This window comes from Bacillus infantis NRRL B-14911 (assembly GCF_000473245.1).
GTDB lineage: Bacteria > Bacillota > Bacilli > Bacillales > Cytobacillaceae > Bacillus_AB > Bacillus_AB infantis.
The window spans coordinates 1,070,848-1,096,980 of the sequence record NC_022524.1 but is presented as its reverse complement, the minus strand read 5'-3'; the positions used below and the strand labels follow the sequence as shown (position 1 = coordinate 1,096,980).

18 protein-coding genes are annotated in these 26,133 nt (G+C 47.5%); 3 read left to right on the top strand and 15 right to left on the bottom strand.

Annotated elements, in window-relative coordinates:
* Positions 1-75: 75 nt before the first annotated feature.
* The 5 genes from N288_RS05760 to N288_RS05740 form a co-directional block, all read right to left on the bottom strand.
* Positions 76-642, bottom strand: coding sequence for a nucleotidyltransferase family protein (locus tag N288_RS05760; protein WP_009795043.1), 567 nt, complete (start codon positions 640-642; stop codon positions 76-78).
* Positions 643-669: 27 nt separating this feature from the next.
* Positions 670-1,641, bottom strand: coding sequence for a LacI family DNA-binding transcriptional regulator (locus N288_RS05755; protein ID WP_022543530.1), 972 nt, complete (start codon positions 1,639-1,641; stop codon positions 670-672).
* Between the two features lie 278 nt (positions 1,642-1,919).
* Positions 1,920-3,620, bottom strand: a complete 1,701-nt coding sequence (locus tag N288_RS05750) for an IseA DL-endopeptidase inhibitor family protein (RefSeq protein ID WP_009795040.1) — start codon at positions 3,618-3,620, stop codon at positions 1,920-1,922.
* 51 nt (positions 3,621-3,671) lie between these two features.
* Entirely contained in the window at positions 3,672-5,045 is a 1,374-nt protein-coding gene (locus N288_RS05745; protein ID WP_009795039.1) for a sensor histidine kinase, read from the bottom strand.
* Complete coding sequence (locus N288_RS05740) at positions 5,042-5,749, bottom strand: response regulator transcription factor (RefSeq protein ID WP_009795038.1); 708 nt, start codon at positions 5,747-5,749, stop codon at positions 5,042-5,044. Before N288_RS05740 ends, N288_RS05745 begins: the two co-directional genes overlap by 4 nt.
* Positions 5,750-5,932: 183 nt before the next feature.
* On the opposite strand from N288_RS05740, the gene N288_RS05735 reads away from it, so the two are divergent.
* Positions 5,933-7,813, top strand: a complete 1,881-nt coding sequence (locus N288_RS05735) for a beta/alpha barrel domain-containing protein (RefSeq protein ID WP_009795037.1) — start codon at positions 5,933-5,935, stop codon at positions 7,811-7,813.
* 29 nt (positions 7,814-7,842) lie between these two features.
* Here N288_RS05735 and N288_RS05730 read toward each other — a convergent pair whose 3' ends face one another.
* The gene (locus N288_RS05730; RefSeq protein WP_022543527.1) at positions 7,843-9,486 is read right to left on the bottom strand and encodes a M20/M25/M40 family metallo-hydrolase; all 1,644 of its coding nucleotides are present in this window, start codon (positions 9,484-9,486) and stop codon (positions 7,843-7,845) included.
* 237 nt (positions 9,487-9,723) lie between these two features.
* Between N288_RS05730 and N288_RS05725 the strand changes: the two genes are divergently transcribed.
* Positions 9,724-11,025 (top strand): NCS2 family permease, encoded by a 1,302-nt coding sequence (locus N288_RS05725; protein ID WP_009795035.1) that lies wholly within the window; start codon positions 9,724-9,726, stop codon positions 11,023-11,025.
* A 293-nt stretch (positions 11,026-11,318) separates the two neighbouring features.
* Here the strand turns inward: N288_RS05725 and N288_RS05720 are convergent, their stop codons facing one another.
* The gene (locus tag N288_RS05720) at positions 11,319-12,074 is read right to left on the bottom strand and encodes a SurA N-terminal domain-containing protein (RefSeq protein ID WP_009795034.1); all 756 of its coding nucleotides are present in this window, start codon (positions 12,072-12,074) and stop codon (positions 11,319-11,321) included.
* Positions 12,075-12,430: 356 nt separating this feature from the next.
* Here N288_RS05720 and N288_RS05715 point away from each other — a divergent pair, with 356 nt between their 5' ends.
* Positions 12,431-13,000, top strand: coding sequence for a YitT family protein (locus N288_RS05715; RefSeq protein ID WP_232217710.1), 570 nt, complete (start codon positions 12,431-12,433; stop codon positions 12,998-13,000).
* Positions 13,001-13,029: 29 nt separating this feature from the next.
* Here the strand turns inward: N288_RS05715 and N288_RS05710 are convergent, their stop codons facing one another.
* The 8 genes from N288_RS05710 to N288_RS05675 all read right to left on the bottom strand — a co-directional run bounded on the left by N288_RS05710 (position 13,030) and on the right by N288_RS05675 (position 26,091).
* Positions 13,030-13,770, bottom strand: coding sequence for a class I SAM-dependent methyltransferase (locus N288_RS05710; RefSeq protein WP_035403173.1), 741 nt, complete (start codon positions 13,768-13,770; stop codon positions 13,030-13,032).
* A 110-nt stretch (positions 13,771-13,880) separates the two neighbouring features.
* Positions 13,881-15,269, bottom strand: coding sequence for an L-cystine transporter (locus N288_RS05705; RefSeq protein WP_009795031.1), 1,389 nt, complete (start codon positions 15,267-15,269; stop codon positions 13,881-13,883).
* Between the two features lie 268 nt (positions 15,270-15,537).
* Complete coding sequence (locus N288_RS05700) at positions 15,538-18,408, bottom strand: hybrid sensor histidine kinase/response regulator (protein WP_009795030.1); 2,871 nt, start codon at positions 18,406-18,408, stop codon at positions 15,538-15,540.
* Complete coding sequence (locus N288_RS05695) at positions 18,395-18,766, bottom strand: response regulator transcription factor (protein ID WP_009795029.1); 372 nt, start codon at positions 18,764-18,766, stop codon at positions 18,395-18,397. Before N288_RS05695 ends, N288_RS05700 begins: the two co-directional genes overlap by 14 nt.
* Positions 18,763-22,017, bottom strand: a complete 3,255-nt coding sequence (locus N288_RS05690; protein ID WP_009795028.1) for a hypothetical protein — start codon at positions 22,015-22,017, stop codon at positions 18,763-18,765. Before N288_RS05690 ends, N288_RS05695 begins: the two co-directional genes overlap by 4 nt.
* Complete coding sequence (locus tag N288_RS05685) at positions 22,014-23,426, bottom strand: glycosyltransferase family 2 protein (protein ID WP_022543525.1); 1,413 nt, start codon at positions 23,424-23,426, stop codon at positions 22,014-22,016. Before N288_RS05685 ends, N288_RS05690 begins: the two co-directional genes overlap by 4 nt.
* Entirely contained in the window at positions 23,426-24,472 is a 1,047-nt protein-coding gene (locus N288_RS05680; RefSeq protein ID WP_009795026.1) for a HEAT repeat domain-containing protein, read from the bottom strand. Before N288_RS05680 ends, N288_RS05685 begins: the two co-directional genes overlap by 1 nt.
* Complete coding sequence (locus N288_RS05675) at positions 24,472-26,091, bottom strand: diguanylate cyclase (protein WP_035403109.1); 1,620 nt, start codon at positions 26,089-26,091, stop codon at positions 24,472-24,474. The genes N288_RS05680 and N288_RS05675 overlap by 1 nt, the downstream gene beginning before the upstream one ends.
* Positions 26,092-26,133: the final 42 nt, after the last annotated feature.

The window sequence follows — 26,133 nt, the reverse complement described above, 5'->3', positions numbered from 1 at the left end:
AAAAATCAATCACTACAACCTCTGCCCAATTACCTTATTCATGCCCTATTTCTGCTGGATTATTTTATAGCCCTTTTAAATCTGCTGAATGCACAGCCCGCTCCAGCTGAGATGCCATTTTTTCTTTATTATCCTCTGGCGGTATATTTCCCTTTTCTCTTCATTCTCCAGGAAAAAACTGGTCGGCCTGACCACCCCGCTGACGGCATCTTCCACTCCCCAGGGGGCACCCAATTTAAGGCGGCCCTGATCCAGGGTAACAGCAAGCGCAGTTGCTGTTTCAGGAAATTTGGAAACAGCATCAATAGAAGAAGCGTAAGGAGGCATCCCGTTCCGGACAGCCATCCTTGCCTGATTTTTCACGGACCATGGAACACCGGGCAGCAGCCTCCCCAGCAGCTGTTCAGCCTCCTTTTCAGAAGCTTCACCAGTATTTTCTTTATCGAAAAATATGACATCGATATCCGGGAGAGGCGTCCTCTCCCGGATATCATGCAAAACATCCCATATCTTAGAGCGGACAAACCCGGCACAAATCCACCAGTCCGGCAGCCCGGCAGCTTCAGCCGCTTTCAGGATGTCCATCATCCAGCCGTCCTCCTGAATGGCCTTTACTATATCTTCTTCACTGTTTAATTCCATACACTCACTCCCCGGCAGCATGTCCCTTCAGACAGTTTTCCTTTCAATCAGGGCTGCTTCTGCCTCCATCTGTTTTACCTGTCCGCTCGTGAGCCTTTCGAGGAACAGCCTGAAAGCTGTTTTGCCCATTTCGTTTACAGGCAGATCCATCGTTGTAATCTGCAAAGCCCTGGAAATCGGATGATTATCAAAGCTTAAAACAGCAAGATCACCTGGTATCCTGAGTCCCAGCTTGCTCCATTCCGCAATGATGCCGGCTGCCACCTGATCGCTGCTGACGAGCAGCGCGTCCGGCCTCTCTGCCATCCCATAAAGCTGCCTGGCCACCCTTTCGCCATCCTCAATGCCCAGGCATCTGTCAAAAATCCAATCTTCTGTAACGGCGATATTCTGTTCTGCCAGTCCTTCAGAGAATGCCTGATAACGGAGGTTGCTGTTTGTGCCGGTTCTCCTGGCAATGCAATAGCCGATTCTCCTATACCCTTTAGACAGCAGATGATCGAGCCCCTGGCGAAACGCTTTATAATGGTCGATAAAGACAGCACTGACAGAAGGATGGTCCAGCTTTTCACAAATGACTGCAGGCATGCTGAGGCAGTACTCCTCCATTTTGCTCCAGCTGCTTTTCCGGGAAAGAATGATCATCCCATCAACCATCCTCATTTTCATCTTTGCTAGTGCCTCTATTTCTTTATCAGGATCATAGGCAGTCTGAAAAAGATGAAGCCCATACTCATGCTTTAACGCTTCCTCTCCAATTCCTTCCAGAAGGGAAGAAAAATAAGGATGATTCACATATGGCAGCATAACCCCTACCGTCTTGGTCTTCCCTCTTGACAGATGGACTGCATTGATATTCTGGATATAATCAAGTTTTTCAATGGCCTGCATGACGGCCAGCCGCTTTTCTTCAGCCACATAAGGATGCTTATTAAGCACCCTGGAAACTGTTGACACAGACACGTTTGCCAGTTTGGCAATTTCTCTGATATTCGCCATCCCCTGACCTCCTTGCTTATCAGCATTATAGCATGCTGCATTTTCACTTGCGCTGGAACGCATTTCATACTTTATGCTCCTCTTAGGGTTTGAGAAATTCAGGAAGGAGGATGCCGGATGCTAGGGATTTTATGCCTGCTGTTCCTATGCGCTTCAATAATATCAGCTGCTGCCTATAGCTTAAGCCTGAGAAAAGGCAGCAGCAAGGATCATGAAAAATAACATGAGCAGCATTAACAGAAATGAACCATCCCTGGCCGCAGGGGATGGTTCAAGCACTAAAAGCTTCCCGGCATAGAAGAAATTTTCCAGCCGGCCTTTGTTTTTTCAAATTCAATATGAAAGGTTTCGTATAAAAGTGTATCACCGAGCGGGGCCTTTAAATCAAACTCTTTCACGTCACCGGCATCCTTCATCTGAAGGATTTCTGCATGCTGATAGCCCATGATGGACCCGCCGTCTGCATTAGGCTGCACGAGCCTTCCATTGTGGACCTTGATGCCTGAATGAATGATATAAGCTGAAATGGCTTCATTTGTAAAAGAAGATGAAAAATACTGGATCAGCTTTGATTCTGAATCAAGATCCCTGCCCATAAAGCGATAGTCCAATTCATTGATCGTTATGGATTCCATTTCTTCTATATTGCCTCCGCTTTGAACATGCCAGCGCATTTGTGCCGCTTCATTGATGGCAGCAGCCAGCATTTCTTCCTCCAGGTTTTCGAGCTTCTGTACAGGAGAGCCCCTCTTCAGGCTGGAGATTATTTCATCCTTTTTGGATACTGCCAAGCTGTAAAGATCAAAAGCAGGACTGCCCGGGGGATAGGGGTTTTTCCAACCTTTCCTGACCATATATATAAAACGGTCATCCTCAAAAAGCTTCAGCATATCTTTTTCATCAATGGGTTCTCCCGCATCTTTAGGATAAATCACAATATCAAACAGCTGCCCTTTTTCCTCCCCCTCGGGCTTGATGCTAGCAGATAAACGGTATTCATTGCTTGGTCCGGGAGATCCCTCCACAGCCAAATAAGGAAACAAATCAAGCGGGATAGCGAGCGTCAGGTCAGGTTCGGGAATATATAAAGCAGTATCCTGTCCCTCCCTGTCTTCAAGCATTGCTATAATTTCGTCTTTCAGCTCTGAAAACTTGCTGTAACCCGGCATAATCATGTTTAGGTTCATGCCCTTTTCTATTGATTGGATTGCTTCTTCGGGCTTTCCTTCCTTCACCTGCGCTTCAGCCAGGAAATACCAGTATATTGCTGCATCAGGGACTTCAGCTGTCCTTGCTTTATAATATTGTGAAACTTTAGGGAAGTAAGCTGGATACAGCTCTTTATCAGAAGCAAAGCGGCTGCCGTCCCATGACAGCATATCAACCTGATACACGTCAGCAAGATCGCGTGCCCAGACGGCCAATGAATAGAAAGATCCTTCTTCAGGGCGGACCATTTCCAGCTCGTGATAGTTTTCCTGGCCAATCTTTTTCAGGGAGCCTTCAGCAAAGGAAAAAATATTGAGCGTGCTTCCTGCTGAAGCGCCGATGCTCCAGCCCAGCAATAGTTCATCCGCTCCATCCCCTGTCACGTCGGCGGCCGCACCCCAGCCAACATCAAATCCAATCCCTTTTATGTCTTCCTGCAAAGTCCATTCTTTTTGCACTTTTTTGAGAATAAGAGTCCCTGGTTTGCCGGGGTCTCCTTTGAGCTTGTAGAAAACTGCCGCTTCCGGTGACCCATCTCCATCAAAATCCGCTTCCAGTATGCTGCTTCCTCCAACCGGCCTGTCAGGAACCGCTAAAATTGCATCTGCAGGGAGGAACCGCTTGGCGACAGGCTCAAGATTTTCTTTTTCCTGAATCTTTTCTGCCGGGGGCCTTGGCGCCTGTATAAGGCTGACCGGCTCAGGAAGAAACGTGCACCCTCCAAGCAGCAAAAAGCCCAGCAGTATGATTATAAGTTTGAGTTTTCTCATTTTCCCCTCCACTCTCCCTCAAGGGCTAGAAGGAAATACATTCTTCCATCCTTACAAAGGCAGCCTGATATATGCGGCAGTTCCCTTTCCTCTCTCACTGGCCAGCTCAAACTGCCCTTGGTGTGCCGCTATGATCTCCTGGCAGATTGCAAGTCCAAGTCCGGTTCCTGCTCCATGGATTTTTCCTTTATAAAACTTTTCCTTTACTGCTTCCAGCTCATCGGAAGGTATCCCTGCCCCTGTATCACTGACGATAATGACTGCTTCCTTTTCCTTCCGCTTCAGAGCGACAGATATGGTGCCCTCTGCAGGCGTGAACTTCAAGCTGTTATCAAGAACATTCAGCAGCACCTGCTTCAGCCGATCTCTGTCTGCATTTAAAAAAAGGGGTTCTTCCGTTATTTCACTGGATAAAAGGATATTCTGGCGAGTCGCCCGCGGTCTAAGCTGATTGACTGTCTGCTGGACCATTTTCTGCAGCAGGATACGCTCAAAAACAAAGCCCGCCTTCCCTGATGAAAGGCTTGATAGATCAAGCAGTTCACCGAGTAGATGGCTAAGCCTTTCACTTTCGTCTGTAATGATATCCAATCCTTCGGTGAACACCTTTTCATCCGTCATGCTCCGGAGTGTAAGGGCCCATCCTTTGACAGAGGTCAAAGGTGTCCTCAGCTCATGGGAAACAGAGGCAATAAATTCATTCTTCAGCTTCTCATGCTTTTCGGCTTCCTCGGCCATATAATTCAATGTATCGGCAAGCAGGCCAACTTCATCATCCCGCTCCTTCTTGATCCTCACTGAAAACTTTCCGGATGCCATCAGTTCTGCAGCCTCTGTTATACGGCTTACAGGCTTAATAATCGTATTCGCCAGAAAATAGCTTATAATCCCGGCAATCAGGATGACGGCGAGTCCGATCATAATTAATGCTGATGCATTTTGCAGGAAAACTTCATTGAGCTGTTCGAGTGAAGTTGTCAGCCTGATGGCACCTACCGGCTCTCCGGAAACGAGGATCGGCCTTGCTACAGAGAGAAGCTTTTCTCCAGCTTCGGTTTCCGTCCAATAGCCTGTAGTACCGGAAAGGGCAGATTCTATATCCTGAAAACCCTTCAGGCTTTCTCCTTCCGACAGGCTGCTCCCTGACAGCAGTGCTCCATCCTTGCCGACGATCTGCACCTTTGCATCAAGGAGGAAATTGTACTGCTGCAGGAGCTGATCTGCAGAATCCTTGAGCGGCCTAGTCTGGAAATATTGCTCATAATAAACGGAGAACATGCTCCCCTGATCCCTGAGCGCCTGCTTGACACCCCCCATATAATAAAGCCGCAGGGCTGACAGGATGACGGCCTCGAAAAGGGCCACTGTGATGATGATCATCACAAGGTAGCTTCCTGCAAGACGTTTTCCGATCCCATTTTTCATGACTTATGCCCGCTTTCCTGAAAGCAATAGCCATAGCCCCAAACCGTTTTAAGAAACAAAGGGCTTGATGGTTCATCTTCTATTTTTTCCCGCAGCCTCCTGATATGGACATCCACTGTTTTCGGATCACCGAAATAATTCAATCCCCACACTTCGTCAAGAAGCTCATCCCTAGTGACTGGCTCATTCCGCTTTTGCAGGAAAAACTTCATCAGCTGGAATTCTCTTGCCGTCAATTTTACAAGCCTGCCCGACTTATACAGGCGCTGGGTTTTGACTTCAAGCAGGTAAGGGCCTAGCTCTAAGGCTGCAGGACGGACCGGGGAAGTATTCCTTGATGTCCGCCTCAGAACAGAGCGGATCCTTGCGGCAAGCTCAAGCGGGTTGAAGGGCTTGACAATATAGTCATCTGCCCCGATTTCAAGACCCATGATTTTGTCCATATCCTGCCCTCTTGCAGATAGGATAATGATGGGCAGATCCGGGTGCCGCTCCCTGAGCCTTGCACATATTTCAAAACCATCCATATCAGGAAGCATCACATCCAGCACCACGAGTGAAGGGTTTTTATCCTCCGCAAGCTGCAACGCCGTTTTCCCATCTCCCGCTTCAAGCACCTCGAAGTTGGATCTTTCAAGATTAAATAGAATAAGCTTCCGGATCGGCAATTCATCCTCGACAACCAAGATTTTTCCTTCTATCATTCTAGTGACCTCGCACATTCAAATTGATTTCATAATTTTATTTTACAACGGGTACTGATTTTGGAAAATATTTTCATTTGTATTTTCAGAAAAAAATGCCGTCCTGCCCCCTCGCTGCCTTCTGGTTAGAATGGAAGTTTTCAAGTACACTAGGATTAGAAAATCATCAGGGAGGTGCACACGATGCCTGACTGGTCATATCATCCGATATTCAAACCGATTCTGGAAAGGCTCCCGGGCGGAGCGGGACGGGAATTTATCCATAAAGGGATGAACACTCTTTCATCGCTGCCGGGCGGCAGGCACATCATTGAATTTCTTGGCCATATGTCTCCGGCACCTGAACTTCAAAAGACGATGCTTGGATACAGCTTTCAATCGCCTGTCGGCTTAAGCGGGAAAGTGGACCCCCTTCTTTCCGGTACAAAGGCTTTTACCGGGCTCGGCTTCGGTTTTCTGGAAGCCGGCCCTGTTTCTATGGAAGTGCAGCTTTCCAGCGGGACCGCTGTCAAGCATCAAGATGGATCGATTTCCTATCCTGTCCCGCTGGAGTCCATTGGAGTGGATAGGACGATCTCCCAGCTTGAAAAAATGAAAGCTGCCCATCAGCCGCTGTTCATCAGAATAGATTCACCTGCTTCCAGCATGGATTTGGCAGCAGCTGAAATTATCGAGCTGGCTGGACGCCTTTGCCCATACGCTTCGGCAATGATCATTGAAAACGGTTGGAGGTTTAAGCAGGATCACTATAGAAAGATTGCCGGTATTCTTAAAGGCAAACCTGTCCTCCTGGGCACTTCCCCCGCTGCCTTCCGGAAGCAGCAAACCGTTATTGCCGCTTTGGCAGATGAAGACCTGATTCAGGGGATTGTATTAGATGAAGAGGCGTCTTTTTCAGGCGGCAGGCAGACCTTCCCATTGAGCGCTCCAGAAGCTTTCACGGATTGTTTATCGACTATAAGAAACGCATATCCAGCTGGCTTTCCTGCAATTATCTCCGGGGGAGTCCTTGAGCCGGAGGATGCCATTTCATTATATACAGCAGGAGCAGACTTGATTATGCTGTCGGGAGGATATGTTTCCTCAGGGCCCGGGCTTCCAAAGAGGATCAATGAAGCGGCTGCAGACCCCGAGGTTCATGCAGGAAGGGGGGATTTTGGAGGCTGGATGCTGTATTGGCTGTTTGGTCTTTTCATCCTGATTGGCGGGCTGATCGCCCTTTTTTTCAGCCTGACATCTGTCATTCTTCCCTATGATGAACATTTCCTTGGCATCAGCCGGGAAGACCTTATACTGATGAACCCGCTGCTCATCAAATTTATGCTGCACGACCGGATGACACTCGCCGGGACCATGATCTCCGGCGGAATCCTCTATATGGAGCTTGCCCGCCACGGTGCCAGGAACGGTCTCCACTGGGCACGGAAGGCCATCAATGCTGGCGCGGTGACTGGTTTTCTCGGAATCCTGCTGTTTATCGGATACGGCTACTTTGATTGGCTTCACGGACTTTTTTGGCTTATTCTGCTTCCCTTCTTTTTATTGGGGCTCCGGAACTCAAAGGAACCCAATCAAAGGCCTCGTTCTATTAATAAAAAAAACACAGCAGCCTGGCGCAAAAGCCTCTGGGGGCAGCTGTGTTTTGTCATCCTTGGTTTTTCTTTTGTTATTGGGGGGATATCCATTTCCGCCATAGGTGCAACCGGTGTTTTCGTTCAGACTGATATCGGATATATCTGCATGACCCCTGAACAGATGAACAATCTCAATGAAAAGCTCATCCCGCTGATTGCCCATGACCGTGCCGGTTTTGGCAGCGCTTTGTTCAGTGTTGGCCTGCTGGTGCTGATGACCGCCCTATGGGGCTTCCGGCAAGGTGAGAAGTGGGTGTGGAGGATGCTCCTCATCGGCGGGATTCCTGCCTTTGCGGCAGGCATTCTTACCCATTTTTATATCGGCTATACCACCTTTTATCATCTCCTCCCTGCCTATTTTGCTTTTGGGCTTTATATAGCAGGGCTTGTGCTTACACGCAGATTTTTCCTGGATCAGGCTGCTGACTGAGGCAGCCTTTTAAAGAACGGGACTTATGATCAGCCGCTTTGAAGCAGCCTGACAGTCAGCTTTCTGATCAGGTCAGGCAGAATGCCAAAGGTATATGGCTTGTAGACTCTTTCTGTCCATTTATGTCCTCCCTTTCCATAGACTCCGATATTCAGGGAAGGAATATTCAGTGTTTTCATTTCTCCCAGCGGGACGGGAAAGAGCTTGTCCATTGCCGGGAAATTCTGCTTTAACAAGCCAATTTCATTATCTGACCCGCTGTATGAAAGAAAGCTGGCATCAGACAGGTAAGGGAAATACTTTCTCAGTTTAAATTCCTCGCCTGTCAGCATCTCCTCCTCTCTAAGCACTTCTTCTAGACAGCTCAGGATGATTCCACCCTCAATGTGATTCGCAGGAAGGAATGGAGGTGCAAAGAACAGGATTGCTCTCGGCTTTTTCTCGGGATCAAGCCGGTGAAGTGCCTCGACAGCTGCGAATGCAAGCATCCGCTCATCATTTTCATACTCTCCCGCTTCTTTAATGCTATCCCTCACAGCTTTCACAGGATCGAGCCCTAGTCCATCAAGATAATGGACCATTTCCGAAAAGGTGATGACCTCCATTCCCCAGTCATGACCTCCCCTGGGAAGGCTATTGGTGCGCCGATAAAGCTCATAGCTCTCCGACAGCCTCCTCTCAGCGTCAGTGCACGCTTCCATTGCAATCATCTTCAATTCCTTCATCAGCTCTACAGGCGATTTATTATAGATAAAATAATTAAAATACAGCTTGCAGCTTACGGCTGTCTGGACATCATAGCTTTTTTTGTCATCTTTCATATATAAGCAGCTCGGCGGCAGGATTAATTCATCTTCTACCTTTTCCGCAAGATTGAAGTTCTGGCTGATCCTTAGATTGAGCTCTGATGCTACAATCGTCGGGTCAAGCCCTGCAAGGCTTTCGCCTGCATGCGCTTCTCTCCCTGCAATATAAAAACACGGCAGCAGCTTGCCGGCAGTTCCTGCATAGATATACTTTCTGCTGTCTCCGTCGAACAGAGGGGAGATGAAGTCATTATTGATGCTGGCCCGGTATTGAAGCCCGTGCTCTGCTTTGAGCCGGAGCAGTTCCCCCAGTGCAGCCCGAATGCCTGTGTGCTGGCCTTCTTCATCCGCATTGAAGAGGACCAGCAAATTCCCGTCAAGCTCCTCTGGATGCTCTGAAAAATAAAGGAGATTTGCCAGGTGGACAGCAATTCCGCTTTGCATATCAAGCGCCCCTCGGCCAAAAAGCCATTCACCTGATCTTGCATCACTACAAAGCTCCATATCTGCTTCATATTGCGCAAAGAAAGCCTGCAGCCCGTCCGGATCATGGGCAATGGGCTTTAATGTGCCATAGTCTTCAATCCCTACCGTATCAAAATGGGCATGATAGAGGATTGTCTGCTTTCCCTTTCCTTTAATAAAAGCAAATACATTTTTCCTGGAAAAAGGGTCCGCTTCAATCTTCTGCTCCCAGCAAAAACTTGGGCGGGTTTTGAAATATGGAAAGGTGCCGATGATCTCCTTAATAAATTCTGCCTTCTTTCTTTCACCGTCTGTATTGGTATAGCTATCCCGCTTGATGAGCTCTGCTGTCAGCTTTTCCGCCTGTTCAAAGATTGTCAGTCCCTGCAATTCTGCATACATGCAAAATTCCCCCATTCAGTAATTGAAATAAGTGTAAAGTCTGCAGGATACAATAATCAACCCATTTTCAAATTATTTAAATTTTTTCCCGGTACCAGTTTTAAGCTGAAGTTTATGTGAAACCGAATGCATTCAGGCATTTTACAGAATAATAATGATTAGCACTTGAATTTCATTATAAAAACGAATATTATATTATTTGTGCTTTTTAAATGTTCGTATTTCCGGAGGTTTTTTATGTTTAAACTTAAAGATTATCAAACCAATGTGAAAACAGAGGTTCTAGCAGGCATCACAACGTTTTTGACGATGGTTTATATTGTAGTCGTCAATCCTGTCATCCTTTCAGATGCAGGTGTTCCTTTTGAGCAAGTATTCACAGCGACCATCATTGCTGCTGTTGCCGGGACATTGTGGATGGCCCTGTTCGCCAATTACCCGATAGCCATCGCCCCTGGAATGGGCTTGAATGCGTATTTCGCCTATTCAGTTGTGGGCACTCATGGAAATATTGATTATATGACGGCATTTGCAGCCGTTTTCGTTGCCGGGATCATCTTTATCATCCTGTCATTGACCCCTTTCCGGAAGAAGCTGATTGAAGCGATTCCTGAAAATCTGAAGCATGGCATCACGGCCGGGATCGGCTTGTTCATTGCCTTTATCGGACTGCGGCTTACGGGCATCATTACAAGCCATCCGACCAATCTGGTAGCACTTGGGGACCTTCATCAGCCATCTGCCGTGCTTGCGCTTATCGGCCTGGCCGTCACACTCGTCCTTATGGTATTGAATGTAAATGGCGCAATGTTTTTCGGAATGATCGCTACCGGACTGATTGCCTTTTTCACCGGCCAGCTCAGCTTTGAGCAAGGATTTGTTTCACTGCCGTCACTTCCTGATGGCCTGATCATTGCCAATCCGCTGTCAGCATTTGCGGAAGTCTTCCAGCATAGTCTGTATGCAGTCGTCTTCTCTTTCCTGCTTGTTACGATCTTCGATACAACAGGAACAATGATCGGCGTGGCCCAGCAGGCCGGGCTCATGAAAGGCAATACCATGCCGCGGGCGAGGGAGGCGCTTCTTTCTGACAGCATCGCTACCACAATCGGTGCAATGTTCGGTACAAGCCCGACCTCCGCATATATTGAATCTTCTTCAGGAGTAGCCGCAGGCGGCCGGACCGGCCTGACCTCCCTGACTGTAGCTGGTCTGTTTGTCCTTGCAGCCTTTTTCGGTCCGCTCGTAAGCGCGGTATCCGGACTTTCGGCCATCACTGCACCAGCACTGATCATTGTCGGCAGCCTGATGATGGGGAGCATTTCGCATATTAAATGGAATGAGCTGGATGAAGCATTCCCTGCCTTCCTGATCATCCTGAGCATGCCGCTGACATCAAGCATCGCAACAGGCATCGCACTTGGCTTCATCTCCTACCCGCTGATGAAAATCGTAAAAGGAAAATGGCGCGACGTCCACCCGCTTGTTTACCTTTTTGCCGTATTGTTCTTTTATCAGCTGGCGTTTTTGCCGCATTGATAGAAATGCGGAGGCACTGTTCAGGTGCGACAAGCATAAGACGCTTTGGAATTGAAGGCGTTCTTTGCCTTCGGTTCCAAAGTGGCTTATGACTCGAGCACCTAGGAGCCGGAGCTGGACAAATCGAAATGCGGAAAAGCCTTGCTCAGCCCCGACAAGCATAAGACGCGCCAGAATAAAAGGCGTTCTTTGCCTTTAATTCTGGCGTGGCTTATGACTCGAGGGGCTAGGCTTTGGAGCTGGACCAATCGAAATGACAAAAAGAGCAGCTGCATATGCAGCTGCTCTTTCTTTTATATCAGTACTTCAACCTTGGCATCCTTTTTCAGATCTTCAACCTGTTTGACCAGTACTTCCTGTTTCTTTTGGTCGTTAAGCTGTTCCTGGATTTTTGTTTTTATTTCTTCGTATTCCGGAACTGATTGCCCTTCAGGTGTTGATGCTTTCACTTGATCATAATATGCTTTTACTTCTTCTTCTGTAGCGGCATCTGCTTTAATTTCTTTATCGATATACTTATTTGATACGATAGAATCGCTGATTTGCCCCTTCAGCTCTTCTTCAGTCAATCCCGCATCCTTTAGGGCAGCGGCAAATTTCTTGTCATCGCCTTCGTATTGTTTCTTTATTTCATCCAGCTGGCCCTGCACCTCTTCTTCTGAGGCCTTGTAGCCTTTTTCAGCGGCTTCCTGCATGATTAAGCTTTGTCCGACCAGGCTGTCTATTGTCTGCTGCTTAATTTGTTCTGAGGCTTCCTTGGTAGTTGGATCCTGTCCGCTCATCTGGTAGCTCATTTGAGCATTCTGGAGCATACCGTTAAAATCCTTGCCCAGAATTTTATCATCATTGACAACAGCAACGGTTTCTTTTTCATCGACTTTTTGCTTGTCCAGTTTTTCCTGCATTTCCTTCATGCTGGCCTCCTGGCTCTTCTCTTCCTGCTTGCTTGCATTCTTATCTTCTGATTGAGCATTGTCCTCGTTCCCGCCGCAAGCAGTTAAAACGGCAGCGGTCAAGACTGCCAGCATCGTCCATTTAATCTTCTTCATGATCCGTCCCCTTTCGCCCTCCTGATAAGGGCTATTTCTATAATTTTCTTATATAGTGGGCATTATAGCTGATATTTTCGCGAAAAGATACCAATCACCCATTACCAACTTTTGGAACATGGGCAGCAGCGCCCGACAAATATAGGAGTACGGGCTGTATCTTCCTGTTATTTTCCTCCCTCTTCTACTGAAAATTACTGCCTTGTCAGCAGCTGCAGGAGCAGGATTGAACAGAAGCCTTCCAGTCTCAGCTTTCAATTTATGACCCTTAAGGTGACGTTCTAAATGTACAATTCGCACATACTTTTCTTTATAGGACAGGACAAGATAAGGTGATGTGAGAGATGGTACATAAAATGACTGCTATCATAATGGGAAGCTTTCTAATGGGGATTGGCATCAATGGCTTCATCATTCCTCATCATCTGCTGGATGGCGGTTTTATCGGGCTTGGCCTGATTCTGCACTATTATTATGATTTCCCCCCGGGCCTGTCTTTGGTATGCCTCAGCATCCCTGTTTATACAGTGGCCTGGTTTTATCACCGCAAGTATTTCTTTTACAGTTTGTCCGGTCTGCTGGCTTCCTCTATTTTTATTGACCTCTTTGAACCTATCAAAGGAACCATGCCGCTGGGGATACTGCCAAGCGCTGTTATTGGAGGAATACTGGTCGGCTGCGGAATCGGACTCATGCTCCGGTATGACACAAGCACATGCGGCTCTGATCTGCTTGCACAGCTTCTCTCAAAAGCATTTTCTGTCAATGTGGGTCTGATCATCTTTATGATGGATGCGCTGATTATTTCATCAGGAATCAAAGCAGTCGGATGGACGCATTTTTTCTATTCGTTCCTGACCATCATCAGTGTGGCAATCCTGACGATCATGATGAATCGGGGCCGGCATTCAGCAGCAGGGGCATAGCCCCGGCAAACTGGCTGAAGGAGCCTGTATCAGGCTTCTTCAGCCAGTTTGCATACATAGACCAAGGATTCAGACCGGGCAGTCAGCGCCCTTTTGTCCCAGCCTCCATAGACCTGGATTATCTCCAGGCGGCAGCTTTCAAGCAGACGTTCCATTTCCTGCGGATATGTATATCTCAGAAAAATATTCTTTACTGTCTCTTCCAGATCGCTCCTTCGGATTGTCTGGTAATGCTGGATCTGTGTTAACTTGTCGTATTTGCTTATCGTAGAAACCTTTATTTGCTCCCCGCTTTTTCCAGTGATGGTTTTCCAATATTCCTCTCCTTCAGGCTGAAGCAATTCTTCTGCAGAAGGAAAACGGGTATCGAAGATAAACAGCCCGCTTTTGTCCAGATGGTTTACAACGGCTTCCAGCAGTCTGTTCTGGTCTTGATTGGTCAAAAAATGCTGAAAGGAATTGCCGGACATGTAAACTAGCCCAGACTTCAAATCCAGATCCACCGATCTTACATCCCCGCAGATCCATTTGATGGGAAGCCCTTTCGCTTTTTCAGCCGCCCTGCCGAGCATGCCTTTATGTATATCGACGCCTGTCACTTCAAAACCCTTTTCAGCCAGCGGGATAGCGAGCCTCCCTGTCCCGCATGCCAGGTCGATGACCGGCCCCCTTTTACCTTCCAAAAGCTCCAGCAGCAGATGCAGCTCCCCTGTCCAGCTGTTCTCAATATCATATAAAACAGGATCTTCATATTCTTCAAAGTTATCCATTTTCACGTCCGAACTCCTTTTTTTCCTTAATTGTAATGGGACATGCGTTCTTCTGCCACTCATTTCGTTTTTATACAGAAAAAGCCGAGGGAGCCCCCCGGCCTTTCCAATCAAGCTTCTGCTTCAATTTTATTAGCAGCATCATTATAAGCTGCAGTATCAATGTCCCCAGTCAAACGGCTTGTGAGAATGCCGGATGTCATGCTTCCGGATACATTGACCGCTGTCCGCCCCATATCAATGAGGGGCTCGATGGAAATGAGCAGGCCTGCAAGCCCTACCGGCAGATTGAGTGCTGAAAGGACAAGCAGTGCCGCAAAGGTAGCTCCGCCGCCTACGCCTGCTACGCCAAAAGAACTGATGGCGACGATGGCGATGACAGACAGCAGGAATGACGGTGAAAGAGGGTCGATCCCTACTGTAGGCGCAATCATGACTGCCAGCATCGCCGGATAAATTCCGGCACATCCGTTTTGGCCGATAGTAAGGCCGAATGAACCTGAGAAGTTGGCTATCCCTTCAGATACCCCGAGTGACCGCTGAGTTTTAATATTCAGCGGCAGTGCTCCAGCACTCGTCCTGGATGTGAAGGCAAAAGCCAGGACAGGGAAAGCTTTTTTCATGTAAGTGACAGGATTCAGGCCTGCCAATATCAGCAGCAGCAGGTGAATCAGGAACATAACAATGAGAGCTGCATAGGAAGCAACGACAAATTTGCCAAGATTCAGGATGCTATCAAGATCGCTGGTAGCCGCGGTCTTTGCCATGATGGCCAGAACCCCGTATGGCGTAAGGCGGAGAATCAATGTAACGACCCTCATGATAATGCTGTAAAAAGAATCTACTATTCTCGCAAAAAGCTCCGCATGCTCAGGTGTTTTCCGTTTTACGCCAAGATAGGCAATCCCCAGGAAGGCGGCAAATATAACAACAGAAATGGTGGACGTAGGCCGCGCACCTGTGAAATCCAGAAATGGATTGGCAGGCAGAAGAACCAGTATTTGCTGCGGGAAAGTGCGGTCCTGAATTTCCCCGTACCGCTGCTCAAGCTGTTCAGCCCTTGCAGATTCCGCTTCTCCCTGTGTAATCTGCACTGCCTCCAGATCAAAGCCAAGCGCGGCAGTGATGCCGACAGCAGCCGCAATTGCCGTGGTCCCAACCAGGATCCCAAGGATCAGGGTGCTGATTTTTCCAATATTATTGGTCAGCTTCAGTTTCGTAAAAGCAGCCAGGATTGAAATAAAGACGAGCGGCATGACAATCATTTGCAGAAATCTGACATATCCTCCCCCGGCAAGATTGAACCACTCAGCCGACTCGGCGATTACTTCCGAACCGGATCCGTAAATGAACTGCAGGGCAAAGCCGAATATAATCCCCGCTCCAAGTGCAGTGAATACACGCTTGGAGAACGATATATGTTTTTTCTGCATCACATATAGCCCATAAATCAATAAAAGCATAATGGCAATATTCACTATAATATATACCGCAGACATACTATCCCTCCTAATATTTTCTATAAACACACTTTATTTCATATATTCCCATCTGTCAAATCGGGATTGCCTGGATATCCTCCTTTCTTGCAATATATTTTAAAGCACTTCTTATATATGAGCTCTTGCGCAAATATATGCGCACTGCAGCTTGGTTAAGATTGCTTCTATCTAAGAGGACTACTATATAAAAATGAGGCTGGGACAGCAAACAAGCACCCTCAATCTGCAGGCAGAACCTGCAGCCGGGGTGCTTGTTTGTCTGTTCTTATTTTTCAGGAATGAGAATCTGCCCAACCTTGCCGATTTTGAGGAGAGTCTGCATGATTGCCCTGGACAGCTGGCTCGGCTTGTAAGGCTTGACCAAATAATCATTCGCACCAAGCGAAAAGCCTTTTTCTTTTTCATCAAGAGCCGTGGAAACAATGATAGGTATGTTCTTAAGCCTGTCATTTTCCTTTATCTGCTCCATGATCCTCCAGCCATCCACCTGTTCTTCCTCCAGCATGATATCAAGCACGATCGCATCAGGTGTATGGAGGGCAAGAAAATCCAGGGCTTCCTGTCCCCTTTTATAATGAACTACCTGGAAACCGCTGTCAGACAGCTCCTGGATAATCAGCTCCGCCAGGCTTTGGTCATCTTCCACTACCATAACGCGGTAGCCTTCTGCAGAGGCTTTCGGCACTGATATAGCCCCTGGTTCCTCAGCAGTTTCAATCAGAGGAAATGAGAGTGTGAAGATGCTTCCTTTTCCATAACTTGAGGCAACGGAAATGCTGCCGCTGTGCGCCTTCATGATTTCCTGGACAATCGAGAGCCCGAGCCCTGTACCGCCGATCCTTCTCCTGTCGGAATTATCCACACGGTAGAATTTGGTGAACAGTTTATCCAGCGCATCCTCCGGTATACCGAGGCCCTTATCTTCCACTTCTGCCAGAACAGACTTATCTTCCTGATAGAGCCTGATGATTATATCCCCGCCGCCTGGAGAATATTTGACAGCATTGGAGATCAGATTGGTGAATACCTGCTCCACCTTGCTCTTATCTCCCAGGATCACATCATTTCCTATAGAACGGTCATCAATTTTTATCTTGTGGATATCTGTATTGATCTGCTGTTTTTCTATAACCTGCTCAATGATTGGCAGGAGCCTGAGATATTTCTTCTCATATGTCTGTTTTCCGGCTTCCATCCGCTGGACATCAAGGAAATCATTGATGAGGGAAGTCAGCCTCCTGGCTTCATTATAAATGGTCGTCAAATATTTTTTCTGCTTATCAGGCTTCAGCTCTCTGTTCAGCATCAGTTCGGTGAAGCCGAGGATGCTCGCGAGCGGTGTGCGCAGCTCATGGCTGACAGTGCTCACAAACTCAGACTTCATTTGATCGACTTCAAATTCTTTTGTTATGTCGCGATGCACCAGCACGGTGCCGATCCTTTCATCTTCCTGCCCGAGGCCTTCGCAGTACATTTTGATGACCTGCCCCGTTTGCTTCATTTGATAGATGATGCTCTCCATCTCACAGCTGTCACTATGAACCGCATTTTGAAGGAAAGCCAAAAATTCATCAGGCTGCTCAACCTTATTTGCCATTTCGGCCGACCAAATTTCCCATGGGAGATTTTCCAGCCTTCCGGCAGCACCCGGGCAGGTGAACATCTCTTCCAGCTGGCGGTTCGCCTGCAGGATGGCCCCTGAGCGGCTCACCATCTGGATGCCCTCCTGGACTGTATTCAGGATATCTTTGTTAAGCTTCCGTTCTTCCTCTGACTGGCTGTATAAGCTGATATTGTCCAGACTGATTCCTACCTGCCTGGATAATGCTTCATATTCATCCATCTGCTTCTCCGAGAATGGAGATCCGAAGCGGCTGAACAGCATCACTGCTATAACCTCGTCCTTGGAGGAAATGACTGGCAGATATAAATCATAGCTGTAGGACACTTCCTCATGATAACCCTTTTCTCCAGCCAGCAGCTCCCTTTTTATGGCAAAGGATTTTTTTGACTGGATCAGCCTTTCGTGAAGCCCGTTTTCAATGTGGTCCATAAACTGCTCCACACCTGATGCTGAAATGGCGTAAGCCGCTGCTGCCTTTGTGTTCAGAAGTCCGATCATCCCTCTATCGGCACTGATGATTCCGCACATATTGACCACAATGCTGTCAAGGATGCTCTGAAGGTCCAGGGAGCTGGAAATTCCATTCGTCAAGTCATTCCTCCGCTTCAGCTTCAGCTCGTTCTCGCGCAAAGCTTCGAGCATCTCCTCCAGCTCAGTCTGCTGGGCCTGGAGCTCATCCTGCTGGGCGAGCAGCTCTTCATTCTGGGCAGTCAGGTCCTGTTCTTTGTCCTGCACACTCCAGACCATTTTCTGGAATGCGACCGATAATGCGCCGAGTTCATCCTCTCTGCTGGATTCGACGGTTATCACTGCTTCGCGCCCTGCCGCAATCTCATTGGCAGCAGCTGCAAAGTCAGCAAGCGGCTGTCCGACTCTACGGAACATTACCCGGGTAATCCGTGCCAAAAGGACAAGGATGACAAAGCTGAATAAGACAAAGCCCATCTGGATATAAGATTGCTTCTCCATCAGGCCTTCCGCTTCTTCATTAAGCTGGTCATTTATTCCCTGCAGATATTTAAGCGAATCATCCTGGAAAGTATTTACCCTCGCAGTCGCTCCGGTGCTTGCCAATCTCTTGACCTCTTCTATTCTCCCGGTTTCAAAATAGTTTACCGTAGCAGGCAGTTTTTCAATAAAATAGTAATCAATAAACTCCCTTACTTCTCTCGCATATGCCTTATCATCCTGGGAGGCAGCAAGTTCATCCAGCTGCTTCCCCATCTTTCTCAGCTCCGGCTGCTTTGACTGTGCGCTGATCCTCATATCATCGTTGTCAAATGCCAAATAGCCTCTTACATCGAAGAATACACGATTGAAGGTACTGTCGATTTCCTGGACGAGCGCTTCCTTTTTAACGAGTTCAGCCCGCTTTTCATTATAAGAATCGCTGAGGTTCTGCTGCAGGATGACCAGCACAATCGTTCCGGCAATGAAAAAGAAAATAAAGACACCCATTAACCCGGCAAACTGCCTCGATAGGCTCTTTTTAAAATAATCATTGATTTTCATTCAGTATTTCCTCTACCTTTTCAAGGAGCTCCAGCGGGCTGAACGGCTTGGCCATAAAATAATCGGCCCCTGCTTCCAGCACCCTGTCCTGCTCAAACTGCTGGCTTTTTGCTGACAGCATGAGAATCTTGACATGATTTTTTTCACTATTGGCCCTTATCTTTTCGATGACCTCAAGCCCCGTGTATACAGGCATCATATAATCAATGATCAGGAGGCTGTAATCTCCTGACTGAAATAAATCCAGCGCCTCCTGTCCATCTGCTGCCTCATCCACTTCGAAATCGCCGTCTTCCAGCGTATCCACAATCAGCATTCTCAATATATCTTCATCTTCTGCCAGTAAAATTCTGTTCATTTCGCTCCTCCTCCAGCAGCTGCTTTACTGAATGCATCTTTCATGATCCAGTAGGACTGCTTTAGCCTTTCATGGTATTGCGGCTCCTCCCAGCTTTTCCAGGAATATTTGAAAGAATCTTCTTCCTTTATTACTCCATCAGTCATTGCCGGAGCGGTGCCTGCCAATTTTCCATTTTCTGTGACGGCTGCACCTATTGTGATAGACTCGATGATGCTGCTTCCGGATAGGCCGGATTGCCAAAGGTCTCCCTGTATTTCCCGGCTGCTTGGATCCTTTACATTCAGGAGCAGCCACGGAATCCTCAGCTCCAGCGTTTTCCTGTCATCACTTATACTTATATCGGTCAGGGAGTTGAAATCTTCACTTTCCGGATTGGCATTGCCGAACATAAGTTTCCCTGTTTCATAAGAAGAAAACGGAAGGGTTTTTCCGGTAGATGGAATCGTCAGTTCTTTATTCAAAGCCAATCTGATCGGATGGAAAATCCCATTATCCTTTTGAGCTGCATATGGTCTTTCCGGGAGCATATTCAGCAGCTCTCCGTACTGATAATAGAAAGTGTCATAATAGCTGTCTACCATCATATTCGATGTATCTTCCCCTGTAAGATTAATAGAATAATCGACCCCGAAATCGGCAGCAGCTTCAGCTTCGTTTCCAAGCGGGACAGTTCTCTGCCCCTGATCCTTGATAGTATCAAGCAGCAGATGCGTGCTGTCCCTTCCCCAATCCAGAGGCCTGCTGTAGTCGAGGCGGAGATAAAGGTATTCTTCATTTGATGCCGCATATAAAGCCTTTATTGCATCTTCTTTTTGGCTGCTTTTAAAGAGGGGCTCTGCACCAAGCTTATCCCAATCGCCTGTAAGACCATCCGGATAGATGCCAGCTTCATATTTGCCGGGCTCAAACGCCAGCAGCCCAAAGTGCTGCTCGTTCGTCTGCATATTGGACCAGAACGGCCGCCTGTCAGGATTGTCATAATCCATCGTATTCCAAGTACGCTTGAACCACTCATCCTGCCAAGTAAATACAAGGCCGCCGGCGTAGCCTTCATCCATAATAGATTCGAAGAGGCGTTTGTTTATTTCCCCCTGCTCTTCTTCCGAATGATGCCCCTGGTCCATCCCGTCTACATTTTCATGAGTCATTCCCCTTGAAGCAGGAACGCCGAACTCAGCCACCAGGACTGGCATAGAGTGGACCTTTTTTAAATCATTCAGATATCCGGCATAGTTATTTTTTTCTCCCTGTGAATCTATATAATTCACATACTTCTTTTCATAATTCAGGAAATCGGGATAGTAAGGATAGATATGGTAGGAAGCAAACATCCCGGCTATAAATCCTTCCGCCGGCAGGATATGATTCGGATCCACCACTGCTTTGTCTTCATCCTCCGAAGGCTCGGCCGGATGGTCCAGAAGATCAGTGGTCACCCAGTTTGTAAAGCTCATTGTATGCTGCCATCCATATTGCCCTGATTCGTACTCTGCCGTATAATCCATCATCCGGGCGATCCAGCCTTCGAACGGGGAGGCATTTTCAGTCTGAAAATATTTCCCGGAAAAAGAGCCCTTCCCTTCATTGCCTGCATTTGTCTGTAAGACTGCTTCAGGATCCCACTCGATCCCGATCATGAATCCCAGCACATACTCCGATATATCATACTTATATTCCCCTGAAGCATGGCCCGGCCGTTCCGGCAGGCTTGCGTTTCCGTGGATAATATCCACCATATGCTTCAATTCAGTTTTAAAATAATCTGTTACAAGTCTGCTGTAGGCATTTTGTTCACTGACAAGATTCTCTTCGTTCACCCACGCTCCATGGAATAAATACAGCGGGTGTTCAGCAGTTTGATTATATTCATAAAAAGCTTCATAGAAACCTGGCGGATGGAGGGTATAAACACGTACGGCATTACTGTTCATGGCTCCTATTGCCTTGAACCAGCGGAGATATTCATCTTTCGTAATGGCCGTTTCCCCTGGAAAAGAGCCTGGCTTTGCTATGCCCATGTTAACGCCTTTAATCAGGAGATTTTCCCACTTGCCGCCTTTACGGACTTGAATATACTCGCTTCCGGTCCTGCTGTTCGTTATGATCCCGTTCTGCCCGGCAATTTCCGGCTTTTCCTGCTCATGATGCAGGCCGGTGCCTCTTTCCAGGATTGTTTTCATCAACGGGACATACGTATTCCAATAGAAAGAATCCCGTGAGCTGAAATTCCCTTTCCAGACATCGAGACCCTTTGTCTGATAAATACCGGGAACCTCCGCTTCATCCGCAAAGTCACCTGCAAAATAATAGGAAGAATATTTTGCATTCACATGCTGGATGACAGCCGGGATGACGGATGGGATCCCGTATCCCTCCAGTTCTTTTTCTGCTTCCTTTTTAAGGGGAAGCTGATAGGTTGCCAGTACTTCCTCCTGGTTATTCGCTTCAACAATATCAAACCAGTATGAATAGCGGGACTCCCCCTCTGCACCCAGCTTCTCAGCCCCTGCTTCGGTGTAGCTGAAAAGGGCACCTTCTCCCTCGAGGTCCTCTTCGCCGAATACCACAATATGATTGTCTTTGTTGACCAGTACAAGGCCAGGGCCTTCATAATCCCAGCTCTTTTCCTGTTCCTTCACCCAGACAGGGACTTCATCAGATGACAGGTCAGGAAAATATCTGCCTATCCAGCCGCTCCAGCTGATATTCAGGAGCGAGGTGATTTTCTCCCGGGCAGCATCATCTGTCGGGTCTGCAAATGTATTGAATTCAGCAATCAGCGTCTTTCCTTCTGAATGAATAAGGGCATCCCTTAGCCTGTCAGCCTCTTCAGCCTGAAGGCCACCATAGATGCTGTCCGATCTTTCGCCCAGACTGTTGCTGCCGAAAAATTCCTCTTCATACACACCGTATTGGTCAGCGAGATAAAAGACATCATATTTTTCAAGATTTTCCGGAAGCGGCTTTACTTTATATTCATCTTCCCCAAGCGGCTTAAACCCGCTGTAGTCGCTCTTTACCTCATAATGTTCGCCATTTCTTCTCTGCCATTTGCCATTGTTCAGAATCCAGACAAGGCCTTTATGCTCCCGGTAAGTTTCATCAGGCACGGTTTTATCAATGATCAATGCCTCTAGCGTCTTGTCCGGTGCAAGCTGCCACAGCCAGAAAGGACTTGTCAGGAGCAAAAGAATGCCGACGACCACACCGAATACGGCAGCCTGTGATTTCGTAAACATTTTTTTCATTCAGACACACCTTTTCGTTTCATTTCTCCCCAGCTCTTATCTCCCCTGATCAGCTTCCAGATGCCCTCGCACCTCCAAAATACTGTTAGAGGGCGATACCATAAGGTTTCTGTCAGAGAGTAGAAGAACAGCTTCAGCAAATCAGACACCTTCGGATACTTGCGCAGGCTCCATTCTTCAAGCAAAACCGCTGCCATTGAAAAAATAGAACCGTAGAGGCAGGAAAGCAGGAAGATCAGAATGGCAAACTCCAGATAAATCCCCCCAAGGAACAGTGACAGCACCACATAGGCATAGCCAAGCAGCTCGACAATCGGCCCGAAAAATTCGACAACCCAGAAATACGGGAAGGAGATGAACCCGATTGCCCCATATTTCGGATTAAAGGTCAGCTTCCGGTGAGTCCACAAACTTTCGAACAGCCCCCTGTGCCACCTGCCCCTCTGCTTCCTCAGGAAAGTCGCGCTTTCCGGCACTTCCGTCCAGCAGACCGGGTCGGGGACATAGACGATCCGCTTCTTCAGCCCTTTTTCTTTAATAAGCCGGTGCATCCTGACCACAAGCTCCATATCCTCGCCGACAGTATCGGTTCTGTACCCGCCTGCCTCCAGCACCCAACGTTTTGAAAAAACGCCAAATGCACCCGAAATGATCAGCAGCAGATTATGACGGCTCAGCCCGATGCGGCCCATCAGAAAAGCCCGCAGGTATTCAATGATCTGCATGATGACGAGCGGTTCCCTGGCAAGCCCTACCTTCAGCAGGTTTCCATCCTTGATTTCACAGCCATTCGCAATCCTGATGCTTCCTCCGGATGCAATCACCTCTTCATTCGAATCAATGATCGGCTTCATCACCTTAAGGAACGCATCATGCTCCAGGACAGAATCCCCGTCCAGGGAACAGATATAAGGATAATGGGAGATATTCAAGCCGGCGTTGAGCGCATCGGCTTTTCCTCCATTCTCCTTATCGATCAAGTATAAATTAGGCAGCAGGCGGGACTGGTAAATACCTTTAATCTCCTTTGTCTCCACCTGCTTTCTGACAGCCTTATCCACTTTTATCATTTCATAGTGCCCTATCATCTTTGCCAGTGTTCCATCCTTCGATCCGTCATTCACAACCAGAATCTCATACTCAGGATAGCTGATGCTCAAAAGGGACCTGACACTCTGGATGATCCCAGCTTCTTCATTATAGGCAGGGACAATGATGGAAACAGGCTTTGTATAAATCTCACTCATATATTCCTCATAGATCCGGTCGCGCTTAAGACGGTATTCCCTTCGCAGCTGAACCATCGAAATAGCAAGAACAACTGTGTAAAAAAAGATGACAATCACCATATAAACAGCGATGAACCAGCCAAAAAACAAAGCGGCATTCTCCCATAAAACTGCCAGCATCAGTGCCGCTCCCCTTTTTGCATCCATTCCCAAGCCATATCCCTGGCATAAGGATCATGCGAACTATCAATTACTTTCTGCAATATTTCTTTCCCCTTTGAAAAAGCCAAGATAGACTGGCCTGCCTGTGATCTTACATACCAGGATGAATCGTGCAGCATTTCTGCCAGCCTTGGGAGCAGCCCTTCGTCTTTTAAGCTGCCGAAAAGCTTGGCGGCAAGCATCCGTTCCTGCCAGCTGGAAGATTCAGCGAGTTCCTCATAAGGGGCTATATCCTCTGTATATCCTATTGAAGCTAATGCCTTCAATGCCCGGAGCCTCATTTCCCCCGCCTCGGACATGAACACCTCTTCCACAAAACGAAGATAACCAAGCTGCTTGTTGACAGCAATCACATCCAATACAGCAAACTGCAGTCTTTCCGGAGAAGTTCTAAAGCCTTCAACAAATCGGCCAAAACCTTTGTCATCAAGCCGGATTAGAATATTCCTGAGATCGAATTCCGAGAACGGCAAACTCCGGGAATCCAGCAGCATGAATAGATTCTCACTCTGGAAATCTGCCAGGATCTTGAAGGCCTGGACTTTTTCAGAAGTTGAGCTTCCCCCGCTTTCGGCAATCCGCAGTACTTCTCCCTCCAGACTTTTCAAATGGAAATCCTCTATATGATAAAGCGAATTTATCCGCGTACTCCACTTTCTGCTTTGAAGTCCTTTGGCATAATGGCCCCTAAGATAGGACTCTGCAAAAAAAGAAAGATTTTCTTTTTCCTGCTCCCCTTCAAGGATATCCGCATAATGACCGAGGAGCTCCTCAGCAGCCAGCAGGCTTGCCCGGTCAGCCAGGGCAGCTTCCTCCAGCTGCTTCCCTTCATATAAAAAAGAAAACAGCGGAAGGTTCAGTTTTTGCTTCCAATCTTCAACCTTCCGCCTTGCTGTTATTTCAAAAGCTTTTCTAATCACGAGATACACCAGTATGACTGTCAATATTCCTGTAATGGAAAGGGCCGCTGCAGCGAGAACAAACAGTTCCTGATCTAGTCTCATTATGACATCCTCTGGATCAGGCGATGAATTCTTGCCTGCAGCTCAGTGATGCTGAACGGCTTTGTCACATAATCATCTGCCCCCAGCTTCAGTGCCCTGGCAATATCGTATTCCGTTTTTCTGCCTGTCAGCATTAAAACATGGACGCGGCTTGCATTCCGATTTTCCTTCACCTTCTGGAGAACTTCCGTCCCATCCATTACAGGCATGATTCCGTCCAAAATAAGGAAATGCTCCCCTTTCTGCTCCATACGGCCGGATTGAAGGAACTTCTGTCCATCCTCATACACCTGGATATCCAGGCTGGTATGCTCGAATTCCATGGATTGCAGGATTTTCATCAGCATGGTCCTGATGATTGCATCATCATCAATGACAGATACATTCAGAACCTTCCTTGAATGGCCGCCGATCAATTTATTGGCACTTTCCACCCTGGCCCGGCCGTTCCGTTTTGCTTTATATAAAGCCTGATCAGCCGTCTTGATTGCTTCTGCCACAGTAGCAGAAGGATCATGGACCATATATACACCGGCCGAGAAGGTCATTTTCAATTCCGCCCCGCCCTCTATGAACGTTCGGCTTGAGAAGCCGGAAAGTAGCCTTGAGACGACCTCCTTGCTGTCATGGTCATTGGTGCGCGGAAGCAGCAGGATGAATTCCTCTCCTCCATAGCGGAACACTATATCTCCAATCCTGACATGATCCTTCAGATACTGGGCAAACTCCGACAGGATACGGTCTCCGGCCGGATGGCCGTACATATCATTCACCTGCTTGAAATGATCCAGATCAAGGACGGCAATAGAAAAATACTGATTGCTCCGTTCTAGTTCTTTTAAATACCGTTTAAGAGAATCCTTCAGGAACCTGCGGTTGTATACCTGCGTCAATTCATCGATCAGGACAGACTGGTCAAATATTTGTTTCCTGTCCAAATGCCGCTCTACCTTTATAAGGAATTCTTCCAGGTCAATAGGTTTGGAAATAAAATCATCCGCCCCCAGCCTGTAAGCCTTTATTCTCGTTTCTCTGTCATTCATTATGCTGATCATCAGCTTTGGTATAAACTTTTTATTCGTATGCTTCTGAATATCCTCAAGCACATGGAACCCGCTTTTGCCCGGTAGATTAACATCGATGATAAGACAGTCGGGATTCATATCAAAGAATTGGTCGACAGCTTTTTCAGGCTCGGTATTTGCCATAACCATCCAGCCCTTGCTTTCCAGTGCATCTTTAAGGAGGATCAGCATGGATACATCATCATCAATCACCTGGATCAATGGCATATTTTCATCCCTTGGAAGACTCTGTTTCTCCTCTTCTCTTTGGAAATGTTCATATTCATAGCTCAGGCCCATCAGTTCATATAAAAAATCCCGCAGCTCCCGGTTTCCCCAGATTTTTTCGCTGCTCTTTTCCACCTGGTCCATCAGTTTGCCTGCCACCTGATGGAGTCCGACAAGCTGCAGAGTTCCTGCTGTCCCCTTGATGGAGTGAAGGAAACGGTAAACATCTTCGTTGTTCACAGGAGTTTCCGCTTCCTGTTCAAACCAAAGAGTCATTTGATTCTTAATCTTTTGAAACAATAAAGTTTTGTATTTATCAAGCTTCATTAAATGCACCTCTTTCATCCTAAGCATCAGCCAGGAAGCAGA

Bases quoted from the DNA above. Each gene is read 5' to 3' on its own strand.
- N288_RS05760 (WP_009795043.1), bottom strand. From the start codon at position 642: ATGGAATTAAACAGTGAAGAAGATATAGTAAAGGCCATTCAGGAGGAC.
- N288_RS05755 (WP_022543530.1), bottom strand. From the start codon at position 1,641: ATGGCGAATATCAGAGAAATTGCCAAACTGGCAAACGTGTCTGTGTCA.
- N288_RS05750 (WP_009795040.1), bottom strand. From the start codon at position 3,620: ATGAGAAAACTCAAACTTATAATCATACTGCTGGGCTTTTTGCTGCTT.
- N288_RS05745 (WP_009795039.1), bottom strand. From the start codon at position 5,045: ATGAAAAATGGGATCGGAAAACGTCTTGCAGGAAGCTACCTTGTGATG.
- N288_RS05740 (WP_009795038.1), bottom strand. From the start codon at position 5,749: ATGATAGAAGGAAAAATCTTGGTTGTCGAGGATGAATTGCCGATCCGG.
- N288_RS05735 (WP_009795037.1), top strand. From the start codon at position 5,933: ATGCCTGACTGGTCATATCATCCGATATTCAAACCGATTCTGGAAAGG.
- N288_RS05730 (WP_022543527.1), bottom strand. From the start codon at position 9,486: ATGTATGCAGAATTGCAGGGACTGACAATCTTTGAACAGGCGGAAAAG.
- N288_RS05725 (WP_009795035.1), top strand. From the start codon at position 9,724: ATGTTTAAACTTAAAGATTATCAAACCAATGTGAAAACAGAGGTTCTA.
- N288_RS05720 (WP_009795034.1), bottom strand. From the start codon at position 12,074: ATGAAGAAGATTAAATGGACGATGCTGGCAGTCTTGACCGCTGCCGTT.
- N288_RS05715 (WP_232217710.1), top strand. From the start codon at position 12,431: ATGACTGCTATCATAATGGGAAGCTTTCTAATGGGGATTGGCATCAAT.
- N288_RS05710 (WP_035403173.1), bottom strand. From the start codon at position 13,770: ATGGATAACTTTGAAGAATATGAAGATCCTGTTTTATATGATATTGAG.
- N288_RS05705 (WP_009795031.1), bottom strand. From the start codon at position 15,269: ATGTCTGCGGTATATATTATAGTGAATATTGCCATTATGCTTTTATTG.
- N288_RS05700 (WP_009795030.1), bottom strand. From the start codon at position 18,408: ATGAAAATCAATGATTATTTTAAAAAGAGCCTATCGAGGCAGTTTGCC.
- N288_RS05695 (WP_009795029.1), bottom strand. From the start codon at position 18,766: ATGAACAGAATTTTACTGGCAGAAGATGAAGATATATTGAGAATGCTG.
- N288_RS05690 (WP_009795028.1), bottom strand. From the start codon at position 22,017: ATGAAAAAAATGTTTACGAAATCACAGGCTGCCGTATTCGGTGTGGTC.
- N288_RS05685 (WP_022543525.1), bottom strand. From the start codon at position 23,426: ATGCTGGCAGTTTTATGGGAGAATGCCGCTTTGTTTTTTGGCTGGTTC.
- N288_RS05680 (WP_009795026.1), bottom strand. From the start codon at position 24,472: ATGAGACTAGATCAGGAACTGTTTGTTCTCGCTGCAGCGGCCCTTTCC.
- N288_RS05675 (WP_035403109.1), bottom strand. From the start codon at position 26,091: ATGAAGCTTGATAAATACAAAACTTTATTGTTTCAAAAGATTAAGAAT.